The following is a 21,451-nucleotide window of genomic DNA, read 5'->3' on the forward strand; positions in this document are numbered from 1 at the left end:
CTAGCGTCATACACAATTCACCAAATCTCATTGCACCTACAGTTCTAGCCGATGACTTAGTGCGGTGCCCTATAGCGTTCACGGTCGCCATGTCTCCATGTGCTAGCGCAGTTTCGATCTCAACAATAGCTTTCTGAGTCAAGTCTAAAAAAAGCATGACATATTTTCGGATTTTATCCGGATGACTCCCCAATATATTGGACAGTATTGATAAATTGATAATGTTTGGATCGCTTGCATCTGTTATTTCGGTTGCTGCCATTGTTGAAATCTCCTGACATGAGGTCGCGGCAGGTACTGCCACAATCCGATCGGATCGCCGCACAAGCCATTTGGCAAGAGTTGCAAGGAGAAGCTGGAGCTCGATTGGTTTAGTTATGAAATCATCCATGCCCGCGTCGAAACAGCGTATCGAATTTTCACGCCCAGCATTGGCTGTCATGGCAATTACCCGCGTGGCCGCGAGTTTAGGGTTGGCTCGAATCTGGCGGGAAGCTTCAAGACCATCCATCACGGGCATCTGCATATCCATCAGGACGCAGTCAAAATGTTCTTGAACCAGCAGGTCAAGAGCTTCTTTTCCGTTGTTGGCGATGGCAACGACTGCGCCAGCTGCTTCCAAAAATTCTTTGGCTACTTGCTGGTTAAAGATGTTGTCTTCAACCAGCAGGATGAATGAGCCTTGGATTATAGTCAGATCGACCGATGGTACGGTTTGTAGAGCCGTAGCAGGTTTGGCGCCTCTGCCCAGCCGGGCAGTAAACCAGAAAGTGCTGCCCTTGCCGAGTTGACTTTCTACTCCAACTTCGCCACCCATTATTTCGGCCAGTTGTCGGCTGATGGCCAGCCCCAATCCTGTGCCCCCATATTTACGCGTGGTTGAAGCGTCTGCTTGATGAAATGGCTGAAACAGTTGTGCGATTTGTTCTGTGCTAATGCCGATGCCGCTATCCTGTACTTCGAAACGCACCAAGCTGCCTGTTTCACCTGCTCCGGACGTTTTATTTTCGATAATGCGGGCACGGATGACTATTTCACCAGCATCAGTAAATTTGATGGCGTTGCTGGTGTAGTTAAGTAGCACCTGATATAGCCGCAGCGAGTCTCCGCGAAGCGGATGGGATAAGTCGGGGTCGATGTCAAATACAAGCTTCATGCATTTGCTTGCAACGCTCTCGCCAAGTTGGCTGGAAATGTTATCCAGTACTGTATATAGCTCAAAATCAAGTACGTCCAACTCGACTTTGCCCGCTTCTATTTTGGAAAAATCGAGCATTTCATTGATCAGGCGCAATAGATGCTGCGCTGAATGGTCAATTTTTACAACATAATCAAGTTGCTTTGGGTGAAGTTCGGTACGTAGCATAAGCTGCGTCATACCAATGATGCTGTTCATCGGGGTGCGGATTTCGTGGCTCATGTTAGAAAGAAATTCGCTCTTGGCTTGATTGGCTGCTTCGGCTTGTTGCTTGGCTTTCTCTAGTTCGAAAGTGCGTTCCTCAACCCGAACTTCCAGGCTTGCATTCAGATTGAGCAAGTCTTGCTCGGCACGTTTGCGTTTGGTGTGATCAATACCGACTGACAGGATCATAGTAGTCTCGCCTGGTTGGCCAGAAAGACTTGAGTGATTCCAAGTGATTTCGAATTTCTCGCCTGGTTTGCTCATCAAAATCGATTCGCGCTGAATATGTTTGTGCTCCCCAGTAGCAAGATCTTGCAATGCCAATTGCGTTTCTATTTCAGCCGATCCGTCATGATAAATTGCCGGAACAAAACGCTTGCCCAACAATTCTTCCTCCTTCCAGCCTGTTAAGAATTCTCCATAACGATTAAGGCTGTGTATCGATCCATCGGCGGATTGTGTCAGAATAATGACCTGTGCAGTATCGAGCAGGCTTTCATTAAAATCCCGCTCAATTGAAATACGGTGCAACATCTCTTGCAGCTTTCCAGCATGCGCTGCCACTTCCTGTTCGAGCATTTCCAAGCGAAAGGACAAGGCAACTGCGGCCTCATCCAGGCTGTCAATTTCGTCATCCAAAAAATGTCGGCCGCGTGGAGAAATTTTTGTACGTGCTTCGGCAAAAGCGCTGCGCCCCAGCAAGGGAATTGCTTGGACAGCCCGTGTCATACGCTGCAATGGCGCATGCACCAGAAGAGCCAGTAGCAGCAAAGAAAGCAATGAAGTCGCTACCTCGGCCTGTAAGCGGCTCACTACCGATTCTCGAATTTCGGTTAAGGACAGAGTCAAATCATCGATTACCACTAGCTTGGCGTCGGAATGTGCGCCACTGGCATCATCCATAGCCACAAACGACAATTCGAACTGTTTGTCCTGGTAAGGAACCAATTGCCAATTTGCTCTATTTTTTTTAGGCGGCAAAGTCCGTAATTGATGGAGAAGCGGAAGATTTCGTTCTGAGCCGCTCAGTGCTACCACCTGCAAGCCTAAGTTAGGCAGCGAATTTTTATCTAAAACAAGACCTCCAGGGGCCAGCACACCAAGATCGGCTCCGGATAAACGATTGAAGGAAACAATCACTTCAGTCAGCGAGCTACCCAATACAATTACCCCAGCCACTTGGCCAGCCGACAAAATTGGAGCTGCAGCAAACTGCGTGCATGTCAGCCGACATTGCGTCCAATACATGGCACGTTCTTGCGAAATTACGGCGCGCACACGGGCATCCTGCTCTATATCAGAGGATGCATCCGTATGCCAAGCGGCCAGAGTGGCTCCGGTTCTGGAATGCACTTTCATGGAGTTAATGTCGAGATCGAGCTGCAAGACAGGCCAATAAATAGCGAAGTGTTCATGAAGCTGCCGAGATATTGGATCCAACTGGAATTTACCGTTCGCGCCAACCGTCGCCAGTACGCTGGCCATTGCTTGCAAACGCAGAGCCGAATCGGTGCGTACAGCGATAGCTTCAGAAATCAGTCGCTCACGCGAAGCGGTACGTTGCTCTTCAAAGTGAGTTTTTAAATCATGGAAATGCAGCCAGGAAAGTGTGCCATTGACCAAGAACATCACCACGCCCAGCGTTAGTAGCACTTTCCACTTCAGGCTCAAGAATCTTTTACTATGGCCTGAACTAGAGGATAGGCTATCCGACATGAGCGACACTAAAATCGGAAGGAAGCCAGCAACATGAACATGTCCCAACGTTGTACCAGAGTCGAAGAGTTAGGATTATCCTGAATCGGCAAGTAGCCTGTACCGTTAACGCGATGATATTCGGCACGCAGCATGAGCTGGGGAGTCACATCGAAGCGCATCCCTGCGGTCCAGTCTTTGGAGAAACGCGAAAAGCCTGGCCGGTGCGTGGCTGCAGCAAATGCCTTGCCATCTCGATCGTCTTTATCGGTAAACATTACATCGTAACGTAGCAGCGCTTCCCACTTCGGAGTCAATCGATAGCTGCCCTGAGCATAATAACTTTGGCCATGAGTGGTGGAATCTGGAGCATTCGGACCAAAGCGCTGAACTGTAATCGGCCGCAGTGCATATTCACTGGTCAGGCTCCAATGTTCGGCGTTGTATTGTGCAGAAAAAATCTTATGCGTAGACGTTAATCGTCCAGCCTGTAGCACATCTCTTGCGCCAGGATTGTAATTCGTATCAATTTTCACGGCGGTAAACCCGAGACGATACTTGCCGCCGTCTCCTTCGTATATTACATTTAAAATCGGCGTCAGATTTGATTCGAATCTACCATTGGGAGTCAAGCCAATTAAGGCTACTTTGGCTGCTTCACTACCAATCTGGGGTTTTCCAAGGGCAAAGGTTACGAACAGGCTGCCGTCTTCATAGTAGCGATCGAGATAAAGCTCTGCTCCGTCAGCTGCGACGGTAAGGTTGCGCGTGCGCTCGAAATAAATAGATTGCGGCAGAAGGATACTGGGACGAGTAAAAGCGACATCACGTGTTTTGTTATACAGCCCATAGGGATTCTTCACGCGCCCCAAGCGTATCCCGCCTCGGCCTCGCTCGCTCGACGATACTGTCCAATCGATTAGCCCATAATCCAATCGCGCTTGGCCGTTATCGGTTTTTCCTGCTTTGTGCGAAAGGATTCCGACGGACACTTGCACATCGGAAGTCGGCCGCAGAGAAGCGTTTACTCCCAGTTCTCTAAAATCAGTGCTTGCTTTTTTGTTACTCTGACCGAGAAAATTGTTGTCGCTGGTGGTCACTACGCCCTGTGTGAGAAACCCATGCAACTGCAACTCGTTGCCCATAAAGTTTTCGGCATGCGCAAACGAAGTCCAAAGCAAAAATACACCTTGGATGAAAATCCAAGCCGCAGCCTTAGCGAATTTGAAGGATACGCACATTTTTAGTGACCTCGCTTGATTTGATATAGCCGATCGCCCCTGGTATCGATGCTATTTTAAAGAGCATCTCTTGTGTAGAGGCGACTTGCTCAGGATATTGTCCCTGCCCGGAAAATACTTGCCGATCCCACGCCAATCGCAATTGATGGGGGAATACTTGCAGAAGGATTTTGCTGAAGGCGTTATGTTCCGGCGCATCATCTTTCATTACGAATACCTTGACTGGCGTATCTGCCGGCCACTTGCTGAGGCGCATACCAAAAATTGCACGTAATGAGCTTCGAGAAATTGTTTTTTCACTAGTCGAAGGGAATGCTATGACAACCATAGCTGGTTCTTGAGTGTCGGCATAAGAATTTGTAGTAATTAGAAGAGCCGCCAGAATGTATAGCGGAGTGGTTCTCCAAAACCAAACAAAAATACCAAATCCGCAAATATTTTTCATTGCTAAAAGAGATGCGGCCGAGCAGATTCAAACACAGGTTGATAATGGTCGAATTCAGTATGTTGCCAATGGTCATGCACCACACTGGATTTATCAATCTCGCAAATAACACAAATATTCAATTTTTTGCTCTTAAATAATAGACATTCATGGATATATCAAAAATATTGCCGATATTGAATTTGCAGCTAGCTTGCGCCGGATAAAGTAAATGCTGTTGTCTGAAGATATATCGAACAACCACTTCATTTCTTTAACGATCTTTCTAAGATTGCAATTACAAACAGAAAAATTCGGAAAACAAGTAGCGTGCTTGCATAGGCGCTGGCGATTTTCGTTAGATTGATCCAAGTTAGACTTGCGAAGGTGTTGACGCGAAGTCGAAGCGACTGTTACTGGCCTGTAGTCAAGAAATGAGCGTCACAAGTAACGCTTTGCGCAGGACAAGCTGGGTATATCAGGGCAACAATAGCAGTTGTAAATTAGAAGTGCTGTTTATGGAATTTTGCCATTAATTCAAAATCGTGTTGAAACGTTAATTTTCATTATGTTTGGCAAAATCGGTTAATAATGGATGCCATCTCATTGCGAGCAATTGGCTTAATCAGCGTACCCAAAGGAATTAAGCCAAGCTTGCTGGAATACATATCCATACCGGACAACAGATGTTGTTGGGCTCCTGAAATTAGGATAATTTTGCCAACATAACCTTGCATGCCAAGATGCATCAGGAAACCAACACCGTCCATTTCAGGCATGCTGAGGTCGCATATCAGTATGTCCGGCTGTGATGACAGCCCAGCTAATATAGCTAGCCCCTGCTCGCCATTTTCCGCCCTAATAACTTCGGCTACGCCTAATTCGAGCAGCATATCGCCAACAAATTCGAGTGTAAACTTGTCGTCGTCCAACAATAATACCCGTATATTTTTCGCCTTTATCATCTGTGCCGACTTGTTCTCATTTGTGCCAACCTCAACCATACAAACTCCTTAATAATATTCTCTATACATAAATCGGCAACAGCAATTGCACGTAATATTTCAGCTATTTTTTTCGCTACGAACGCCGGGGATGAGATCGCCGCAGGTACGAGTGTAATTCGATCGTTGCGAAGCCATTTGCTATTAATTATCGTTACCGGCCTGCCTCAGGCAAGTGCAGCCACACCATAAATAACCGGAAAGTGCGGTTGGCCTTGCAGGCAAGCGAATTAATTTTTTGATCCATTCCGGTCAATCTGAATTGTCAATTTGCACACTGCAGCGGCTTATTCATTACCTGATCCAGTCTCAGTCAAAACATATTTTTTTGGGGGGGCTTAGTTCATTTACGTGGTTGACTGATGATGTAAAACCGCACTCAACAAATTTTTTCCTTTTAAAATTCAACATAGTTTGAATACCTCTGTAAGAAATAACTGCACCACTTTAACAGTGTTACTAAGGATTAATCACGGCTGTGCAACGGAAAGCTTTAGAGCAAATTTAAAATAATTCAAACGGACTGTCCACTAACCTATGATTTGCCGTGGTCAGTAATAACTTCAGCAGCAGCGCTGAATGCCGCTCCATTTTTGTTGTTGCTGGTAAAGGAAAAAATCTTTGCGCGCTAGTGGCGGAGTGTCAGGATCACTGGTGGCATGTTGTGCAATGTAGCGTTCATAAGCGTCGTCTCCACTCAGTTCGCGTATAACGCGCCATATATATGACCACAACGGGAGATGTTCGACACAGGTTGCGTTTATATTGAGTGTAGCGCTTTGCGCAATGCGCTGATCTATATCCAGGGTAGTTTCAAACACAGGCAAACCAGAATCACTTATTGCGGTCAATGAGTCATTCGCGTTTTTTTTAGTCAGTTTCTTACTCATACTTTCACCATGCTCGTTAACTGGTGTGGCACCTCGGACAGCGGAGGGACAGGCTTACCATTTAGGTAGCGAACGCAGACACGTAGCATGTCGAACACGATCAACCACAGCATGCAGATAAAAAACAGGGACAGTACCGCATCAAGGCGCTGATTGAAGATGAGGTGCGGTGCGATGGCTGCATTTTCTGGAGAAAGAACACCTGATGCGAGTTTTGTGGCAAGGTCATTGGCAGCAGCTAGAAAGCCGATACGCACATCCGTACTGGTAATCTTTTCCCACACTGCACTGCTGGTAACTATAATCAGCCAGACAAGCGGCAAGGCGGTAATCCAAGCATATTTTAGTTTGTCGGATTTAACCAGGATACCAGTGGCAACGCACAGCGCGATGGCGGCCAGAATTTGATTTGAGATACCAAATAGCGGCCAGAGAATGTTGACACCGCCATTTGGATCAATCACGCCAATGTATAGAAAATAGCCCCAGGCTGCCACGATGATGCCGCTGCTCAGCAATACCGATGGATACCATGAGGTACGACCCAACGGCTTCCAAATATTGCCTAGCATGTCCTGCAACATGAAACGGCCGACACGCGTACCGGCGTCAAGCGTTGTGAGAATGAAAATGGCCTCAAACATGATTGCGAAGTGATACCACATGGCAAGCATGCCTTGACCAAAAGCGCTGCCGAAAATACTGGCCATGCCGACTGCCAACGAGGGTGCACCGCCAGTACGCGCGAAAAGAGTAGCTTCACCCATCTGCTGCGCCAGCAAATTCATCTGCTCCACAGTAACTGGAAAGCCCCAACTGGAAATTTTTGCCACTGCATCTGCAGCTTCTTTGCCGACCACGCCAGCAGGAGAATTGATGGCAAAGAACACGCCGGGGTCTAACACCGTGGCTGCAATGATTGCCATTATTGCAACAAAAGATTCCAGTGCCATGCCACCGAAGCCGATCATGCGAATATCGCGCTCATTGCTCAGCAGCTTAGGCGTAGTGCCGGAGGAGATGAGTGCATGAAAGCCAGAGATTGCGCCACAAGCGATGGTGATAAACACGAAAGGAAATAGCTTGCCCCCAAAAATAGGGCCGGTCCCGTCGACGAACTGGGTTAACGCGGGCATTTTTACGCTCGGCTGCATCCACACAATGGCCAGCATCAGCAAGATGACCGTACCGAGTTTCATGTAGGTCGATAAGTAATCGCGTGGCGCGAGTAGCAGCCACACTGGCAGGATAGCAGCTGCGAAACCGTAAGCAATGACCATCCAGGCTAAGGGCAGGCCGGGATGGTCAAAAAGTTCGCGTAAGCCCGGCTGATGCTCAATCCATCCTCCACCCGCTACAGCTAACAGTAACAGGATAACGCCAAGTAAAGAACCTTCAAGCACACGGCCCGGGCGGATGGTACGCATATATAGGCCCACCAACATAGCGATGGGGATAGTCGCAGCCACAGTAGAGGTAGCCCAAGGACTGTGCTTCATGGCATTGACAACTACCAAGCCAAGCACTGCGATGAGAATAATCATAATAAAAAGCGTGGTTATGAGTGCGGCGATACCACCGATGGCACCCAGTTCGTCTCGCGCCATTTGACCTAAGCTACGGCCATTTCGACGGGTGGAATAAAACAATGTGACCATGTCTTGCACACAGCCGCCGAGTACTGCACCGAACAATATCCATAGTGTTCCTGGCAGGTAACCAAACTGTGCAGCCAGAGTCGGTCCGACCAAAGGGCCTGGTCCCGCAATGGCGGCGAAATGATGGCCAAATACGATCCAGCGATTGGTTGGAACATAATCCCGCCCATTATCAAGTCGCTCTGCGGGTGTAGCACGAGTCGGATCAATGAGCAGGACTTTGGTGGTAATCCAGGTAGCATAGAAACGGTAGGCAATCGCATATACGCACAGCGCGGCTGTGATAAACCACAGCGCGTTGATCGACTCGCCGCGATTCAGTGCTATACCGCCCAATGCGGCAGATCCAAGAACGGCGACGGCAATCCAGGCAAATATGGCAACCAATGAATTTTTCATAGTAAATTTTTTTTCATGATGAAATTTTGGCAAGAAATTTTTATGTAGTAAAGGTAACAGTAAATCATGACATGCCTTGCGCCTGTAAATTAAGTCATGCAAAGATCTATTATATTTGCACGGATGTATTGTTAAAAAAAAGTAAGCCCCGCCATTTAAAGAGGGTATTTTTGAAGATTATGATTTAATATTTTTTTATTATATTCAATTTGATAGAAATATATTTTGTCCCTATTGGGGTCGGCAAGAAACTTGGCATTAAACCGAACTGTTGAGCGCCCCCTTTGCCTGATTGACAAACACTGTCAGAATGTCTGTATCATTAACATTGCGCAGGAGATTGCTATGAAAGCACCTATCCGCATCGCTATCACTGGTGCTGCTGGTCAGATTAGTTACAGTCTATTGTTTCGCATCGCCAACGGCGAGATGCTGGAACACGAACAGCCTATCATCCTACAACTGCTGGATGTACCACAAGCGCAACAGGCGTTGCGCGGAATAGCGATGGAGCTGGAAGACTGCGTATTTCCCTTATTGCAGCAAGTCGTCGTTACCGATGACCCCAAGGTCGCTTTCCTCGATGCAGAAATTGTCCTGCTAATTGGCGCGCGTCCGCGTAGCAAGGGCATGGAACGCAATGATCTAATCGAGATTAACGCTGGAGTTTTCGCCGAACAGGGCAAAGTTCTCAATGCATTCGCCGCACCTCATGTCAAAATTCTAGTGGTAGGCAACCCAGCTAACACCAACGCACTAATTGTCATACATAACGCGCCCGACCTCAACCCGAAGAATATAAGCTCAATGATGCGCCTTGATCATAACCGCGCCATCGCGCAGGTAGCGCACAAGCTTTCTCAGCCCATTGGTAACATCAAAAAAATGGTGGTATGGGGTAACCATTCCGGCACGCAGTATCCTGATATGTCACATGCCGAAATAGAAGGGCGCAAGATCCTTGACATTCTGCCAGATCATAACTGGATTGAAAGCGATTTTATCCCCACTGTGCAAAAGCGCGGAACGGTGGTTATCGAAGCGCGTGGCTTGAGTAGTGCTGCCAGCGCAGCCAACGCAGCCATCGGCCATATGCATGACTGGATATTTGGCTCGCACCATGATGACTGGGTCACCATGAGCGTACTGTCGGATGGAAGTTACGATATTCCAGCTGGCGTGGTATACGGGTTTCCGGTCACTTGTCAGAATGGCGACTACAAAATTGTGCAGAATCTGCCCATAAGTGAACTCGGTCGACAGCATATGCTGAGAAGTTATCGTGAGTTATTGAAAGAAAGTGAGCAAATTAAACACCTATTAGGTTAAATATCAAAAATAATCGATTCGCTCATTTAACTTTAAACTCAACCATCTGGATACAACAAGACTAAAAATAACAATGTGGAATGACTTTCTGTTTTAAAAATAAATAAAATTAGTTCGTCAATAATTCAATAATTCAATAATTGAGATGCAAGATGAAGTTGATCCCGCAAGATTTGAAAAAATATCCGTCCGAACCTTGGATTACTACAACCAGCATGCCGAAGATTTTTTTGCTGGCACGCGTAATCACGATGTCAGTCAAAATATGATGTCTTTGTTGCGCTTCATCGAAGTTGAGCCACCTTTCAATATTCTAGATTTTGGCTGCGGACCGGGGCGAGATCTCAAGGTGTTTGCCGAAATGGGGCACATTGCGGCAGGTTTGGATGGTAGCGAGCGTTTCGCAGCGATGGCGCGCGACTACAGTCGTTGTGAAGTATGGCAGCAGGATTTCCTTAAGCTCGATCTTCCATTCAATCATTTCGATGGAGTGTTTGCTAATGCATCACTTTTCCATGTGCCCAGTCAATCGTTGCCACGGATATTACGTGATTTGCATACGACGCTGAAGCTGGGCGCTGTTCTGTTTAGTTCCAATCCGCACGGCCATAACGAAGAAGGATGGAACAACGGGCGCTACGGCGTATATTATGATCTTGATACTTGGCGGTGCCTCATGTTAGACGCGGGGTTCACTGAGCTTACCCACTACTACCGCCCTGACAACCTACCGCGAGAACAGCAGCCTTGGCTGGCGAGCGTTTGGCGGCGCGAGTGAAATAAAACTCTGGAAAAAATCAGGCCTACTGGCTAGTATTACGCCATAATTAATTGCATTATTGATAATGATAAAGAGTTAAATGTATCCATACTTGTACTTTTTTCCGTTTGAACTACCCAAGATAGCTATTGTAAGTGGCTATTCAAAATCGGGATTAAACTCAAGGAAACCATTATGATCAATCCCTCCGTGCAGAAAAAAAAAGCAGCGAATCATACCCCGCGTCCGTTTGTTGACCTGTTAGTCAGCATTCTTATTCCCTCCATTATTCTGATGAAATTCAGTAGCGAGGACAGCCTGGGTGCGAGCGGTGCTCTAATTATAGCCTTGGCTTTTCCGCTTATCTGGGGCTCATTTGAATTTTTGAAATATAAAAAATTCAATTTCATAGCACTTCTTGGTTTGATCAGCACGTTACTCACAGGTGGTATTGGTTTACTGGCATTGAGTACCCAATGGCTGGCAATCAAAGAGGCTGCTATCCCCGGCCTGATTGGTATTGCTGTGCTTCTTTCGACCTACTCGCGTTATCCGCTGATCAGGACATTGCTGTATAACCCAGCCGTTATTGATATTGAAAAAATTACACTGAAGCTCGTTGAGAATGGCAATACTGAAGCTTTTGAAGCCCGTTTATTAAAAGCCACCTACCTGCTTGGCGGAACCTTTTTCTTTTCCTCAGGGATGAACTACGTTCTCGCAAAATGGATTGTTGTCAGCCCTACAGGTAGCGCTGCCTTCAATGAGGAGCTGGGACAATTAACTTTACTAAGCTATCCAGTGATCGCGATTCCTTCCATGCTCATGATGATGATGATTTTTTATTATTTATGGCGCACTATTTCCAGCCTGACTGGACTTACCCTGGACGATGTACTCGCATCCAAAAGACTTGATAAAGGTGAGAATTATGACTAGTGTTTGGCGTAGCATCTGGACTTTCTTCATGGTAATTTGTGCAATTGTCGCGATTTTTTTGATTCTCGGCGTGTTGCCCCTTGTTTTTTTCCCGTCAAAATGGTTCTCTTGATCTCCATGATGCAGTAAGAGCAAAAGAGGTTTGTGGCACAGTTATATTGATGCCGAATATGAGCGCGTAAAGAGAGACAGAATACGGGGGTAAGGTCATTATTATTTTATTATTGAAGTGTTTCTACAATAGCTTTCGCACACAGTATTCCACTCATTACTGCTCCTTCTAACGTAGCCGGATAATCGCCTGCCGTGTAATCGCCTGCTAACAATACGTTAGCAAGCGGTGTGGAATGGGAAGGGCGAGGCAAGTTTGTTTCGCAGGAGAAGGTAGCGCGTTTCTCTGCAATCACTTTGTGCCACAAAGGCGCTTCCATTATTCCAAGTTGTTCGCAGATCTCTTGCGCCACTTTCTGCGCTAACAGTTCATGTTTTAAATTTTGATGACTCCCTTGTGCGCTAATGACGGCGGCGATTAGGCCGTGCTGCCCGGCGATCTGTCCTTTATCGAACAGCCATTGGGCAATGCAGCGATCAAAACCCAGCATCGGGTGTGGCAAGCATACCTGTTTTGGATATTGCAAATATACGGTGTAAATGGGTTGGTACGGAATGCTTGCAATCTGCTCAGCGACGAGTGCAAGTTGTGGCACGGTACGGAATAGTCGCGCAGCTGAAATGAGCGAGGATGCGCAGATGACATGGCTGAATAGTTTGGTATGTGTAGAGGATGTTGCCGTTGGACGGGTGATTAATTCGATTTTATCGCCGTGTGGAATAATGGCTTCTATGCTGCAAGCGGTAAGCACTGCGCCATTATGTCGTTTGACATAGTCGGCCGCCCGATCTGGAAATAGTGCTGTGAAATCTATGCGTGGCAGCAGCATGTCGCTATCGCTGCGCAAACCATTCAGACTATCGCGCAATACATGCAGCAACACTTGTGCAGAAGCAATGTGTATTGGTGTGTTGAGTGCGGAGAGGCAAATTGGCTCCCATAGTAATCGTATCAGCTCGTCATCTTGGCCGTACCTGCGTAATAATTCGAAAACACTGGTATCGTGTGGCAAGGTGAAATTAATGCGACCCAGCGCCAGCATAAAACGAGCGGCACGCAGGCGTTGGCCGAATGAAAGCCCTTTTGCGCTGAGGAGTCCAGTCAACAAATGAAGCGGAGCGGGAAGGTGCGGTGCTTTTAATTCAAAGCGATTATGTAATGTAAGTTGTAGCGGCAAACGCAGGAAGTCGCGCTTGATATTGCCGCCGACTTGTTCAATAAGCTGCAATGTATGGTGGTAGCAGCCAAGCAGAATGTGCTGGCCGTTATCAAGCTGAACATCATTATGCTGCACGCCACGCGCACGGCCACCGAGCTGCTTGGCGCTTTCGAATACGGTAACCGGAATATCGGCTGCGGCAAGCGTGACGGCTGCGGCCATGCCAGCGTAGCCGCCGCCAATGATGGCGACATGGTAATGTTTATAATGGCTCACGATACCCATTCTCCGTGCGCTTTGAGCGTAGCGAAGGAAATTACTTTCACTTCGACTTAGACGTAAACGTAAATGTATTTATGGATTAGCCCCGTAGCCCTTTAGCCCCGTAGGGTGCAATAAGCGCAGCGCATTGCATCGGATGTCACGCGAACATGCGGCGCAATGCCCGTTGGTTATTGCGCCCTACGCGCTATTTTGCACGCAGGTATAAAACTTTCTGATTTGACCCCGGTGCTAGTCTTTCTTCAGTTACAAAAAGATCGGTCTTGGCCTTTACTAGATCCGAAAGTTTTTTGTATCCGTATAGTCTGGAATCAAAATCTGGCTTTAGTTTGGTAAGGTAACTTCCGAAGGTTCCAAGTTGAGCCCAACCAGTGTCGTCAATTGACTGCTCAAGTGCGGTTAGGACGAATTGCCTGGGGAACTCAATCTTGGGATCTACTTCGGTGGTTGATTGCTGCGGTGTGTTCGTTTGCTCTGTTCTGGCTTTTGGTGGCATGCTGACCGACTCGGCTACTATGCTAGGGCGAAGCACTTCGGTGAATACAAACTTGTGACAGGCATTGCGAAATGCATCAGGCGTCTTCTTTTCACCGAAACCTAGAACCGTTAGCCCCTCCTCACGAAGTCGCATCGCAAGGCCGGTAAAATCGCTGTCACTGGTAATCAGGCAGAAACCATCGAATTTACGCGTGTAGAGTAAGTCCATTGCATCAATAATCAGCGCGCTATCTGTTGCGTTTTTTCCTGTCGTGTATGCAAATTGTTGAACAGGCTTGATTGCGTATAGCTGTAATACTTTTTTCCAAGAAGAGCTTGAAGGGGAAGTGAAATCGCCGTATATGCGTTTGACCGTCGCTTCCCCAAATCTCGCAATTTCCGCAAGCATCCCTTCAATGACAGCAGCCTGAGCGTTATCCGCATCAATAAGTACAGCCAGCCGAAGGGATGGCTCTTCTGATTCGATTTTTGCAACTAGTCGTGGAGATGCCAAACATGCCTCCTGTTTTCTAACGTGAAGTTGACGTTGCGATACCGTTTGTTATCAACTTTTCTATTGTTTAAATAATTTATATTATCATGCAGTTATTAATTTTTAGTGCAACTTAGCAATGCTAGGCAATACTAAGCTAATTCCGTGCCCAAACTGTTGACCAAGTGCGCGGAAAAATTCTTCTTAAACATTACTGCATACGCACCGAACAGGTTTATACGGTTCAGATTGTGGTTCGCTTCGCGATCACAATCTAACCTTACTCCTGAGGGCAGCACCCTGTTCTTAGTTTTTCACCCATGTCTTCCCGGCCAGCCATAGCTTGTGCATTGGAGTAAGCGAGACACGCTCTTTTAGCACATGACAGCCACTGGTAACAATTTCTTCCAGCGTAGCTCGATAAATTGCTGCCATGATAAGACCGGTGCGCTGCGTTTTGCGGTCAGCAGCGGGCAGTTGGTCGAGTGCGCGTTTGTAGTAGCGTTTTGCACGATCAACCTGAAATTGCATGAGTTTCTGAAAGCCTTCACTCTCCTTGTTGTCAAGGATGTCGTTAACATGTACACCAAAAAGCGCCAGTTCATTAAGCGGCATATAGATGCGACCGCGTCGAGCGTCTTCGCCTACGTCACGGATGATATTGGTCAGCTGGAAGGCGAGACCCAGATCGTGTGCATATTTGAGCGTATTAGGGTCGGTGTAGCCAAAAATTTCCGCAGTGAGCAACCCCACTACCGAGGCGACACGATAACAATACTTTTGCAGAGCCTGAAAATCGGCATATTGGTGTTGCTGCAAGTCCATTTCCATACCATCGATGATCTCGTGGAAATGTTCTTGTGGCAGGTTGTATTGCTTGACCACCGGCTTTAATGCCCGTGTAACAGGATGTTGCGGCGTTCCGGCGTAAACAGCAGTTACTTCGGTACGCCACCACGCCAACGTAGTGCGTGCCACGTTCTCATCCGAAATTTCGTCTACAACATCGTCTACTTCGCGACAAAAAGCATACAACGCTGTGATAGCACGGCGTTTGTCCGACGGCAGAAACATAAAGCTGTAGTAGAAGCTTGAACCGCTTTTAGCAGCCTTGTCTTTGCAATATTGATCTGGAGTCATGTTAATTCGCGATCGAACGGTAACTGGCTAGATTCATCTTTAAAAACTGAAGGGTGCGCTTTTGCCCAACATGATAACCCAGTCAAATGGACGCAACACAGGACGTTGGCGGAACATGTCGAATTGCACGGCTTCAAGCTTGTCGAGAATGCGGTTGCCGCCCGCGATAATGAGCCGCATCTCAAGACCTATACGGCCGGTGAGTATGCTGCCAAGAGGCGCGCCGCTGCGCATCATGTCACGTGCGCGCTGAACCTGAAATTGCATAAGTTGCTGCCATTCCTTGTCTACGCGGCTTTCCGTGATATGTGTTTCAGTCACGCCGAAGTTCGCCATTTCGTCTTGCGGTAAATAGATACGGTCGATGGCATAGTCCTTCGTTACATCCTGCCAAAAATTGATGAGTTGCAGGCTGGTGCAAATAGCGTCGGAATAGTCTAAGTTGGTAGGGGTCGCTTCTTCGTACAAATGTAATAGTAATCTGCCGACCGGATTCGCGGAGCGGCGGCAGTAGTCCAGCACTTCGTCGAAATTGGCGTAACGTTTTTTGAGCACATCCTGCGAGAAAGCATCAAGTAAATCGTGGAACAATTGCAATGGCAGCTGGTGCCGCGCAATGATGTCCGCTAAGTCGTGAAACAAAGGGGTCAGAGGTTTTTCATTGGCAGCGATGCGACGTAGTTCACTACGAAAATTATCAAGTGCTGTAAACCGCTCTTCATCGAGGAGATCGCCTTCGTCGGCAAAGTCGTCAGCCTGACGCGCAAAATGGTAAATTATTTCCACTGCTCGCCGCAAGCGTTTAGGCAGAAGAATTGAGGCAACAGGAAAGTTTTCGTAGTGATTGACGGCCATTTGAAGGCAAGCTTAGATCAGTTATTCTGGCGTTGATGGGAGTTCAGGGTACAGCGAACTTTGAAGGTGCAGTTTCTATGCAATCATGCATAGAATTAATTAAGTGTAGTAGCTCAAAAGAGATGTGACCGTTAGTGATTTAAGATTGTGCATTAGTTGTCAAACACGATTCAGTTTATCAATTTTTGTTTTAAATCTTTTTACGCAATTAGTGGAATTCATGGTTTCGTTAGGTGTCCTGCCCCAGCGCATCGTTACTTTGACGTGAACGCTAATAGTTGCAATAGCGCAATCACTCGTCCAAATCGGACTGCAACATATCCATCATCAGACACAGCTTTCAGCAGAAGTAAGACTTGATGAAATTCCTACGAATTTTTTGAAAGCGCTTACGGGTGTCACTGGTCTGCGGTGACGTCATCTTGATCTGGGTATGGCAGAGCTTCGATTAGTCCGGCATGGGGTAGCGGTAATAAATAGCATTTAGATATCGCGCAACGTCCTCAATATCTTCATCGTGCCACCCAAGCTTTGAAATTTCCTGCCAGCGTTGTACTTCTGACTGTAGACTTGACCAGTCAGAAGCGAGTTTATTTTCCCGCCAATGAATTTTGGTGCTGTGACAGGCTATGCAATGTGTTGAGTACAGCAACTCGCCACGTGTAGCATTGTGTATTAATTGTGCATCGGCATTTGCGGAATTTCCGAAAAAAACGAACAGCACGGCGAGTATCAATCTTTGAAACATGTCGATCCCCCAGTAATCATTTCCATCGGGATTAGTATATACCTCAATACTAGGCTTTGTCGCCTAGTACCCTTTGTACACATGGAGGAGTAGCGATCACCATGTTAGTGCAGAGTAAAATACCCGCTATTTGTCAAAAACTATTCCTTCATGATTGTAAGCGTGGAAGGGCTGTACATACAACCACTCGGTGGTATATAAGGGATCTCTATAAATCCAATTTTGCGAGCAGCTGCTTTGCAGTTTGCTTGCTTACTCCTCCGCTTTGTCGCAATTGTTAGTGCCCATACCGTTTGAACCCGATTTGAAATTCGGTTATACTGCCATGCCTTAAATAAAGGCGCGTAGCTCAGCTGGTTAGAGCACCACCTTGACATGGTGGGGGTCGTTGGTTCGAGTCCAATCGCGCCTACCACTGACTTAGCAATTAAATCAGATGGTTTCAGTAAATTATTCCGGCTGTCAAGCCGAAGCATGTTTTTATGGGTTGTCTTAGCAGATACATAAAAAAAGTTAACTATCTGGTATAGATAGCGCTTACAGCAAAAAATTGTCCAACTTCCCTCTATCTTGTGTTAAGGCAATGCGTCTTGGCTATCTCACGCAATTGTCTAAATGTAGGCTGGGGTCATGCCAAACATCAATCGGATGTTTTCAAAATTGCTCCTAAGTTTCATCCGTGAATTCCCGTCAGCAATTATGGTAAGGCTGCATCAAGAGTTAATAATATCCTTTACGACCTTGGCGTTCGGTCGACGGCTTGCTTGAGCTACTGCATCAGCTCTTGGTTCATCACAGAGAATTCTTAGAGTTGTCTTTGGAGGTCAGATCTTTTGATCTTAAGAATACCTATTATTTGCGTTAGCTTCTTCCTGGGTTAGTGGTGTTTCGTCTTCGATTGGCACTTGTAGAGGTGGTGGAATACAAAACTACTGGACATTTTTGCCTATGCAACCTTGTGGCTGGACTTATTATGCTGTTTGGACAAGGCGACATAAGCTGCGAAGCCTGTTAAAATCCGCAACTTAATTGTTAATCACCATTGGAGAAAGTAGCATGGCTGTTGAACGTACCTTATCAATTATTAAACCCGATGCTGTAGCCAAGAATGTTATTGGACAGATTTACACCCGTTTTGAAAATGCTGGATTAAAAGTGCTTGCAGCGCGTATGGTGCAGATGTCGCGTACAGAAGCAGAAAATTTTTATGCTGTACATCGTGAGCGCCCATTCTTTAAGGATCTGGTAGATTTTATGATTTCTGGTCCAGTGATGGTGCAGGCATTGGAAGGCGAAAATGCGATTGCAAAAAATCGCGATTTAATGGGAGCCACGGATCCGAAAAAAGCTGACAAAGGTACTATCCGCGCTGATTTCGCTGACAGTATTGACGCCAATGCAGTACATGGTTCAGATTCATCAGAAGCTGCCGCAGTGGAAATTGCTTATTTCTTTCCGGATTTGAAAATTTCATAGATTAACCCGTTTTTATAAGCTATTTTTTTCTACTAGTGTTATCTCGGCCGCGTTTTCAATTGTCGTTTGTCAAATAACAGCTTGTACGATCAATGTGCGAGCTTAAGAAACGTGTGGGCTAATTCAGAATTGGTCATTCTCGCTATTCAGCAGGCTTAACATAAAATAAGTTAATCTTCAGTTGGTCGAGGGTTCAATTTAATAGAGGAGCAGGTTCCTCGCTGTCGCGATGATGGCGTAATTTTAAAGGTCATCTGATGTCCGAAAATATTCTTGGCTTTGATGTGCTGCGACTTACCGCATGGTTTGCTTCGATGGGTGAGAAGCCCTTCCGTGCGCGGCAGATATTGCGCTGGGTGCACAAAGTGGGAGAGTCAGATTTTGCTGCGATGACCGACATTGCTGCTTTATTGCGCGTGAAGCTGCAGCAGCAAGCTTACGTGGCTGCGCCACAGGTAATGCGCGATGAAATTTCCGCAGATGGCACGCGTAAATGGTTGCTGGATGTTGGTACGGGCAATGCAGTGGAGGCGGTTTTTATTCCAGAGGCAGCGCGCGGCACATTGTGTATTTCAACTCAAGCGGGTTGCGCACTTAATTGCTCGTTTTGCTCTACCGGGAAACAAGGTTTCAACCGTAATTTGAGCGTAGCTGAAATTATTGGTCAATTGTGGTGGGCCAACCGTCAGATTGGCAAAGATGTAGATGGTAAGTGGCCAGTCACTAATGTGGTGATGATGGGTATGGGCGAGCCGTTGCTAAATTTCGATAATACCGTAAGCGCCTTACGTCTGATGCTGGACGATAATGCTTACGGTTTGTCTCGACGTCGTGTAACTTTGTCTACTTCTGGCATCGTACCGGCGATGGACAGGCTGCGTGAGGAATGCCCAGTAGCGCTGGCGGTATCGCTGCATGCATCCAACGACAGCTTGCGCGATGTTCTGGTGCCGATCAACCAGAAGTATCCTTTGCGTGTATTACTGGCAGCATGCCAGCGTTATCTGGAACGCGCCCCACGTGACTTTGTCACTTTCGAGTATGTGATGCTGGAGGGTGTGAATGACAGCGTAGACCAAGCGCACGAACTGGTTGCTTTGGTGCGCGATGTGCCGTGCAAATTTAATCTGATACCGTTCAATCCTTTTCCGCAGACGCATTATCGTCGTTCCAAAGCTGATGTTATAGCCAGATTTCGTGATGTACTGATGCAGGCCGATATAGTCACTACGATACGTAAAACACGAGGCGATGATATTGCCGCAGCCTGTGGACAACTGGCTGGGCAGGTACTGGATAAAACCAAAAGAACACACCGATTATTAGAGATCCGACCATGAAATTATTTTCACTCATGAGAGGGTTGAGTTTTTTTCTGCTTCCTTTAAGCATGGCAGGATGCGTTACGCAATCCAATGTTGGATATGGCAGTAAGCCGCAGCATGCTATTTCGCGGGAAGAGGCCAGCGCCAGAATACATACTGAACTGGCTGCACAATATTACGACCGTGGACAACTCGGGGTGGCATTAGAAGAATTGTCGGTGGCTTTACAGTCTAAACCCGACTACGCATCGGCTTACAACGTGCGCGGCCTTGTGCACATGGCTTTGCATGAAGATCAGCAGGCAGATGAGGATTTTCAGCGCAGCTTGCGTTTGGATAGTACTGATTCAAATGCGCATAATAATTATGGCTGGTTTCTTTGTGAGCGAGGTAAGGTATCGGATTCCATCAAGCACTTCATGGCAGCGCTAAAAAACCCACTTTACGCTACTCCGGGGAGAGCTTATTTGAATGCAGGCTTGTGTTCCATGAAGGCTGGCAATGCGAAAGACGCTGAAGAGTTTTTGCAAAAAGCTCTAACTGCCCAACCCAATATGCCGGAAGCACTGCTGGCTATGGCCAATCTCTACTTTACTAAAGCCGATTATGCAGGTGCGAAATCTTATTTCATGATCTTTAAACGGAACAATACATCTTCTTTGACAGCTGAAAACCTATGGCTGGCGATACGTATCGAACGTAAATTAGACGATCGAATTGCGGAAGACAGCTACGCGATGCAATTGCGCACAAATTTTCCGGATGCGCGTGAAACTCAGCTTATGCAGTACGGGCAATAGTGGATAATTCGTCGGAAAACACTTTAGGCGATGCCTCCAGTAGTTTTGAGGTGCGGCCGTCCAGCGTCGGTACTGTGCTGCGTGAAGCACGCGAGCAGCTTGGACTGAGCGTTGAAGATGTGGAAAGTCGTCTTAAGTTTGCATCACGCCAAATTGAGGCACTGGAGGCTGACAATTTTACTCTTTTACCGGAAACTTCTTTTGTGCGCCGCTTTATACGCAGTTATGCCAAGCTATTGCAATTGGATCCTGAGCCCTTGCTGGCATCATTGCCAATAGCGCCAACGCAGCCATCGCTGCACTCTGCAAGCAATGCGATTGACGTGCCGCTTCCAAATACCTATGCGTTACGCGGGCTCAAACTAATCTGGTTAGCAGTCGGTTTTGTTGTAGTCTTGATTATATTGCTCTTTGTCTGGTTAAATTTTAGCCAGTCGATTACGCTGCCGGCTAGTGTGGAAACAGTAGGGTTGCCAGCCGTCATGCCGACGATCCCGGCTTCTGTTGTGGTAGCAGTGCCGTTGCCTGATGCGCCCGCCGTGTCCCCGGAAGCCCCAGCTACTGGCGAAGCCATACAGACAAAATCAAATGATGCATCCAAGCAATCCGGCGCTATCCGACTGATGTTTGATGCAGAGTCTTGGGTGAAAGTGACAGACAATGACGGTAATATATTGCTGTCAAAACTTAATGCTCGCGGCACCGAACAAAATCTGAAAGGCAAACCACCGTATTCTATTGTTATTGGTAATGCCAGCGGAGTGCGTTTATATTATCAAGAGAAACTTGTTGAATTTGCGCCTTCTGAACCTGGCGGAATCGTGAACCTCACATTGGAATAGA

Annotated in this window: 18 protein-coding genes and 1 tRNA gene; 8 read left to right on the forward strand and 11 right to left on the reverse strand. The window is 47.0% G+C overall.

The features are described 5' to 3' along the window. The 6 genes from MJ769_RS12865 to MJ769_RS12890 form a co-directional block, all read right to left on the reverse strand. The coding region (locus MJ769_RS12865; protein WP_239237543.1) for a response regulator at positions 1-3,073 on the reverse strand (3,073 nt) is incomplete at its 3' end. Between the two features lie 53 nt (positions 3,074-3,126). Then, complete coding sequence (locus MJ769_RS12870) at positions 3,127-4,338, reverse strand: TonB-dependent receptor (protein ID WP_239237544.1); 1,212 nt, start codon at positions 4,336-4,338, stop codon at positions 3,127-3,129. Beyond that, positions 4,313-4,783 carry a substrate-binding domain-containing protein gene (locus MJ769_RS12875; protein WP_239237545.1) on the reverse strand — a complete coding sequence of 157 codons (471 nt, stop codon included), beginning with the start codon at positions 4,781-4,783 and terminating at the stop codon, positions 4,313-4,315. Before MJ769_RS12875 ends, MJ769_RS12870 begins: the two co-directional genes overlap by 26 nt. Before the next feature lie 545 nt (positions 4,784-5,328). Then, positions 5,329-5,766: a response regulator gene (locus tag MJ769_RS12880; RefSeq protein WP_239237546.1), complete on the reverse strand. Its 438-nt coding sequence runs from the start codon at positions 5,764-5,766 to the stop codon at positions 5,329-5,331. 563 nt (positions 5,767-6,329) lie between these two features. Continuing rightward, a complete protein-coding gene (locus MJ769_RS14525; protein ID WP_320412162.1) occupies positions 6,330-6,656 on the reverse strand; it encodes a YbdD/YjiX family protein in 327 nt (108 codons plus the stop codon). Further along, the gene (locus MJ769_RS12890) at positions 6,653-8,713 is read right to left on the reverse strand and encodes a carbon starvation CstA family protein (protein ID WP_239237547.1); all 2,061 of its coding nucleotides are present in this window, start codon (positions 8,711-8,713) and stop codon (positions 6,653-6,655) included. The genes MJ769_RS14525 and MJ769_RS12890 overlap by 4 nt, the downstream gene beginning before the upstream one ends. A gap of 345 nt (positions 8,714-9,058) precedes the next feature. Between MJ769_RS12890 and MJ769_RS12895 the strand changes: the two genes are divergently transcribed. From MJ769_RS12895 to MJ769_RS12905, 3 genes are all read left to right on the forward strand, one after another. After that, a complete protein-coding gene (locus tag MJ769_RS12895) occupies positions 9,059-10,042 on the forward strand; it encodes a malate dehydrogenase (protein ID WP_239237548.1) in 984 nt (327 codons plus the stop codon). A 145-nt stretch (positions 10,043-10,187) separates the two neighbouring features. Then, positions 10,188-10,820, forward strand: a complete 633-nt coding sequence (locus MJ769_RS12900) for a class I SAM-dependent methyltransferase (protein ID WP_239237549.1) — start codon at positions 10,188-10,190, stop codon at positions 10,818-10,820. 192 nt (positions 10,821-11,012) lie between these two features. Continuing rightward, positions 11,013-11,741, forward strand: a complete 729-nt coding sequence (locus MJ769_RS12905; protein ID WP_239237550.1) for a VC0807 family protein — start codon at positions 11,013-11,015, stop codon at positions 11,739-11,741. A 221-nt stretch (positions 11,742-11,962) separates the two neighbouring features. Here the strand turns inward: MJ769_RS12905 and hpnE are convergent, their stop codons facing one another. From hpnE to MJ769_RS12930, 5 genes are all read right to left on the reverse strand, one after another. Then, a complete protein-coding gene (gene hpnE, locus MJ769_RS12910; RefSeq protein WP_239237551.1) occupies positions 11,963-13,288 on the reverse strand; it encodes a hydroxysqualene dehydroxylase HpnE in 1,326 nt (441 codons plus the stop codon). Positions 13,289-13,481: 193 nt separating this feature from the next. After that, positions 13,482-14,285, reverse strand: coding sequence for an NYN domain-containing protein (locus MJ769_RS12915; protein WP_239237552.1), 804 nt, complete (start codon positions 14,283-14,285; stop codon positions 13,482-13,484). Between the two features lie 285 nt (positions 14,286-14,570). Next, complete coding sequence (gene hpnD / locus MJ769_RS12920; protein ID WP_239237553.1) at positions 14,571-15,404, reverse strand: presqualene diphosphate synthase HpnD; 834 nt, start codon at positions 15,402-15,404, stop codon at positions 14,571-14,573. 39 nt (positions 15,405-15,443) lie between these two features. Next, the gene (hpnC, locus tag MJ769_RS12925) at positions 15,444-16,259 is read right to left on the reverse strand and encodes a squalene synthase HpnC (RefSeq protein WP_239237554.1); all 816 of its coding nucleotides are present in this window, start codon (positions 16,257-16,259) and stop codon (positions 15,444-15,446) included. Between the two features lie 448 nt (positions 16,260-16,707). Then, a complete protein-coding gene (locus MJ769_RS12930; RefSeq protein WP_239237555.1) occupies positions 16,708-17,007 on the reverse strand; it encodes a c-type cytochrome in 300 nt (99 codons plus the stop codon). Positions 17,008-17,345: 338 nt separating this feature from the next. On the opposite strand from MJ769_RS12930, the gene MJ769_RS12935 reads away from it, so the two are divergent. The 5 genes from MJ769_RS12935 to MJ769_RS12955 all read left to right on the forward strand — a co-directional run bounded on the left by MJ769_RS12935 (position 17,346) and on the right by MJ769_RS12955 (position 21,450). After that, positions 17,346-17,422: transfer RNA gene (locus MJ769_RS12935), tRNA-Val, on the forward strand. 641 nt (positions 17,423-18,063) lie between these two features. Then, entirely contained in the window at positions 18,064-18,483 is a 420-nt protein-coding gene (gene ndk, locus MJ769_RS12940) for a nucleoside-diphosphate kinase (RefSeq protein ID WP_239237556.1), read from the forward strand. A gap of 257 nt (positions 18,484-18,740) precedes the next feature. After that, a complete protein-coding gene (rlmN, locus tag MJ769_RS12945) occupies positions 18,741-19,823 on the forward strand; it encodes a 23S rRNA (adenine(2503)-C(2))-methyltransferase RlmN (protein WP_239237557.1) in 1,083 nt (360 codons plus the stop codon). After that, positions 19,820-20,608, forward strand: a complete 789-nt coding sequence (gene pilW / locus MJ769_RS12950) for a type IV pilus biogenesis/stability protein PilW (RefSeq protein ID WP_239237558.1) — start codon at positions 19,820-19,822, stop codon at positions 20,606-20,608. Before rlmN ends, pilW begins: the two co-directional genes overlap by 4 nt. Then, complete coding sequence (locus MJ769_RS12955; RefSeq protein WP_239237559.1) at positions 20,608-21,450, forward strand: RodZ domain-containing protein; 843 nt, start codon at positions 20,608-20,610, stop codon at positions 21,448-21,450. Before pilW ends, MJ769_RS12955 begins: the two co-directional genes overlap by 1 nt. Position 21,451: the final 1 nt, after the last annotated feature.

This window comes from Candidatus Nitrotoga sp. BS, from assembly GCF_927797785.1.
Lineage (GTDB): Bacteria > Pseudomonadota > Gammaproteobacteria > Burkholderiales > Gallionellaceae > Nitrotoga.

Bases quoted from the DNA above. Each gene is read 5' to 3' on its own strand.
- MJ769_RS12900 (WP_239237549.1), top strand. From the start codon at position 10,188: ATGCAAGATGAAGTTGATCCCGCAAGATTTGAAAAAATATCCGTCCGA.
- ndk (WP_239237556.1), top strand. From the start codon at position 18,064: ATGGCTGTTGAACGTACCTTATCAATTATTAAACCCGATGCTGTAGCC.
- MJ769_RS12870 (WP_239237544.1), bottom strand. From the start codon at position 4,338: ATGTGCGTATCCTTCAAATTCGCTAAGGCTGCGGCTTGGATTTTCATC.
- MJ769_RS14525 (WP_320412162.1), bottom strand. From the start codon at position 6,656: ATGAGTAAGAAACTGACTAAAAAAAACGCGAATGACTCATTGACCGCA.
- MJ769_RS12875 (WP_239237545.1), bottom strand. From the start codon at position 4,783: ATGAAAAATATTTGCGGATTTGGTATTTTTGTTTGGTTTTGGAGAACC.
- MJ769_RS12895 (WP_239237548.1), top strand. From the start codon at position 9,059: ATGAAAGCACCTATCCGCATCGCTATCACTGGTGCTGCTGGTCAGATT.
- rlmN (WP_239237557.1), top strand. From the start codon at position 18,741: ATGTCCGAAAATATTCTTGGCTTTGATGTGCTGCGACTTACCGCATGG.
- MJ769_RS12880 (WP_239237546.1), bottom strand. From the start codon at position 5,766: ATGGTTGAGGTTGGCACAAATGAGAACAAGTCGGCACAGATGATAAAG.
- MJ769_RS12890 (WP_239237547.1), bottom strand. From the start codon at position 8,713: ATGAAAAATTCATTGGTTGCCATATTTGCCTGGATTGCCGTCGCCGTT.
- hpnC (WP_239237554.1), bottom strand. From the start codon at position 16,259: ATGGCCGTCAATCACTACGAAAACTTTCCTGTTGCCTCAATTCTTCTG.
- hpnD (WP_239237553.1), bottom strand. From the start codon at position 15,404: ATGACTCCAGATCAATATTGCAAAGACAAGGCTGCTAAAAGCGGTTCA.
- pilW (WP_239237558.1), top strand. From the start codon at position 19,820: ATGAAATTATTTTCACTCATGAGAGGGTTGAGTTTTTTTCTGCTTCCT.
- MJ769_RS12930 (WP_239237555.1), bottom strand. From the start codon at position 17,007: ATGTTTCAAAGATTGATACTCGCCGTGCTGTTCGTTTTTTTCGGAAAT.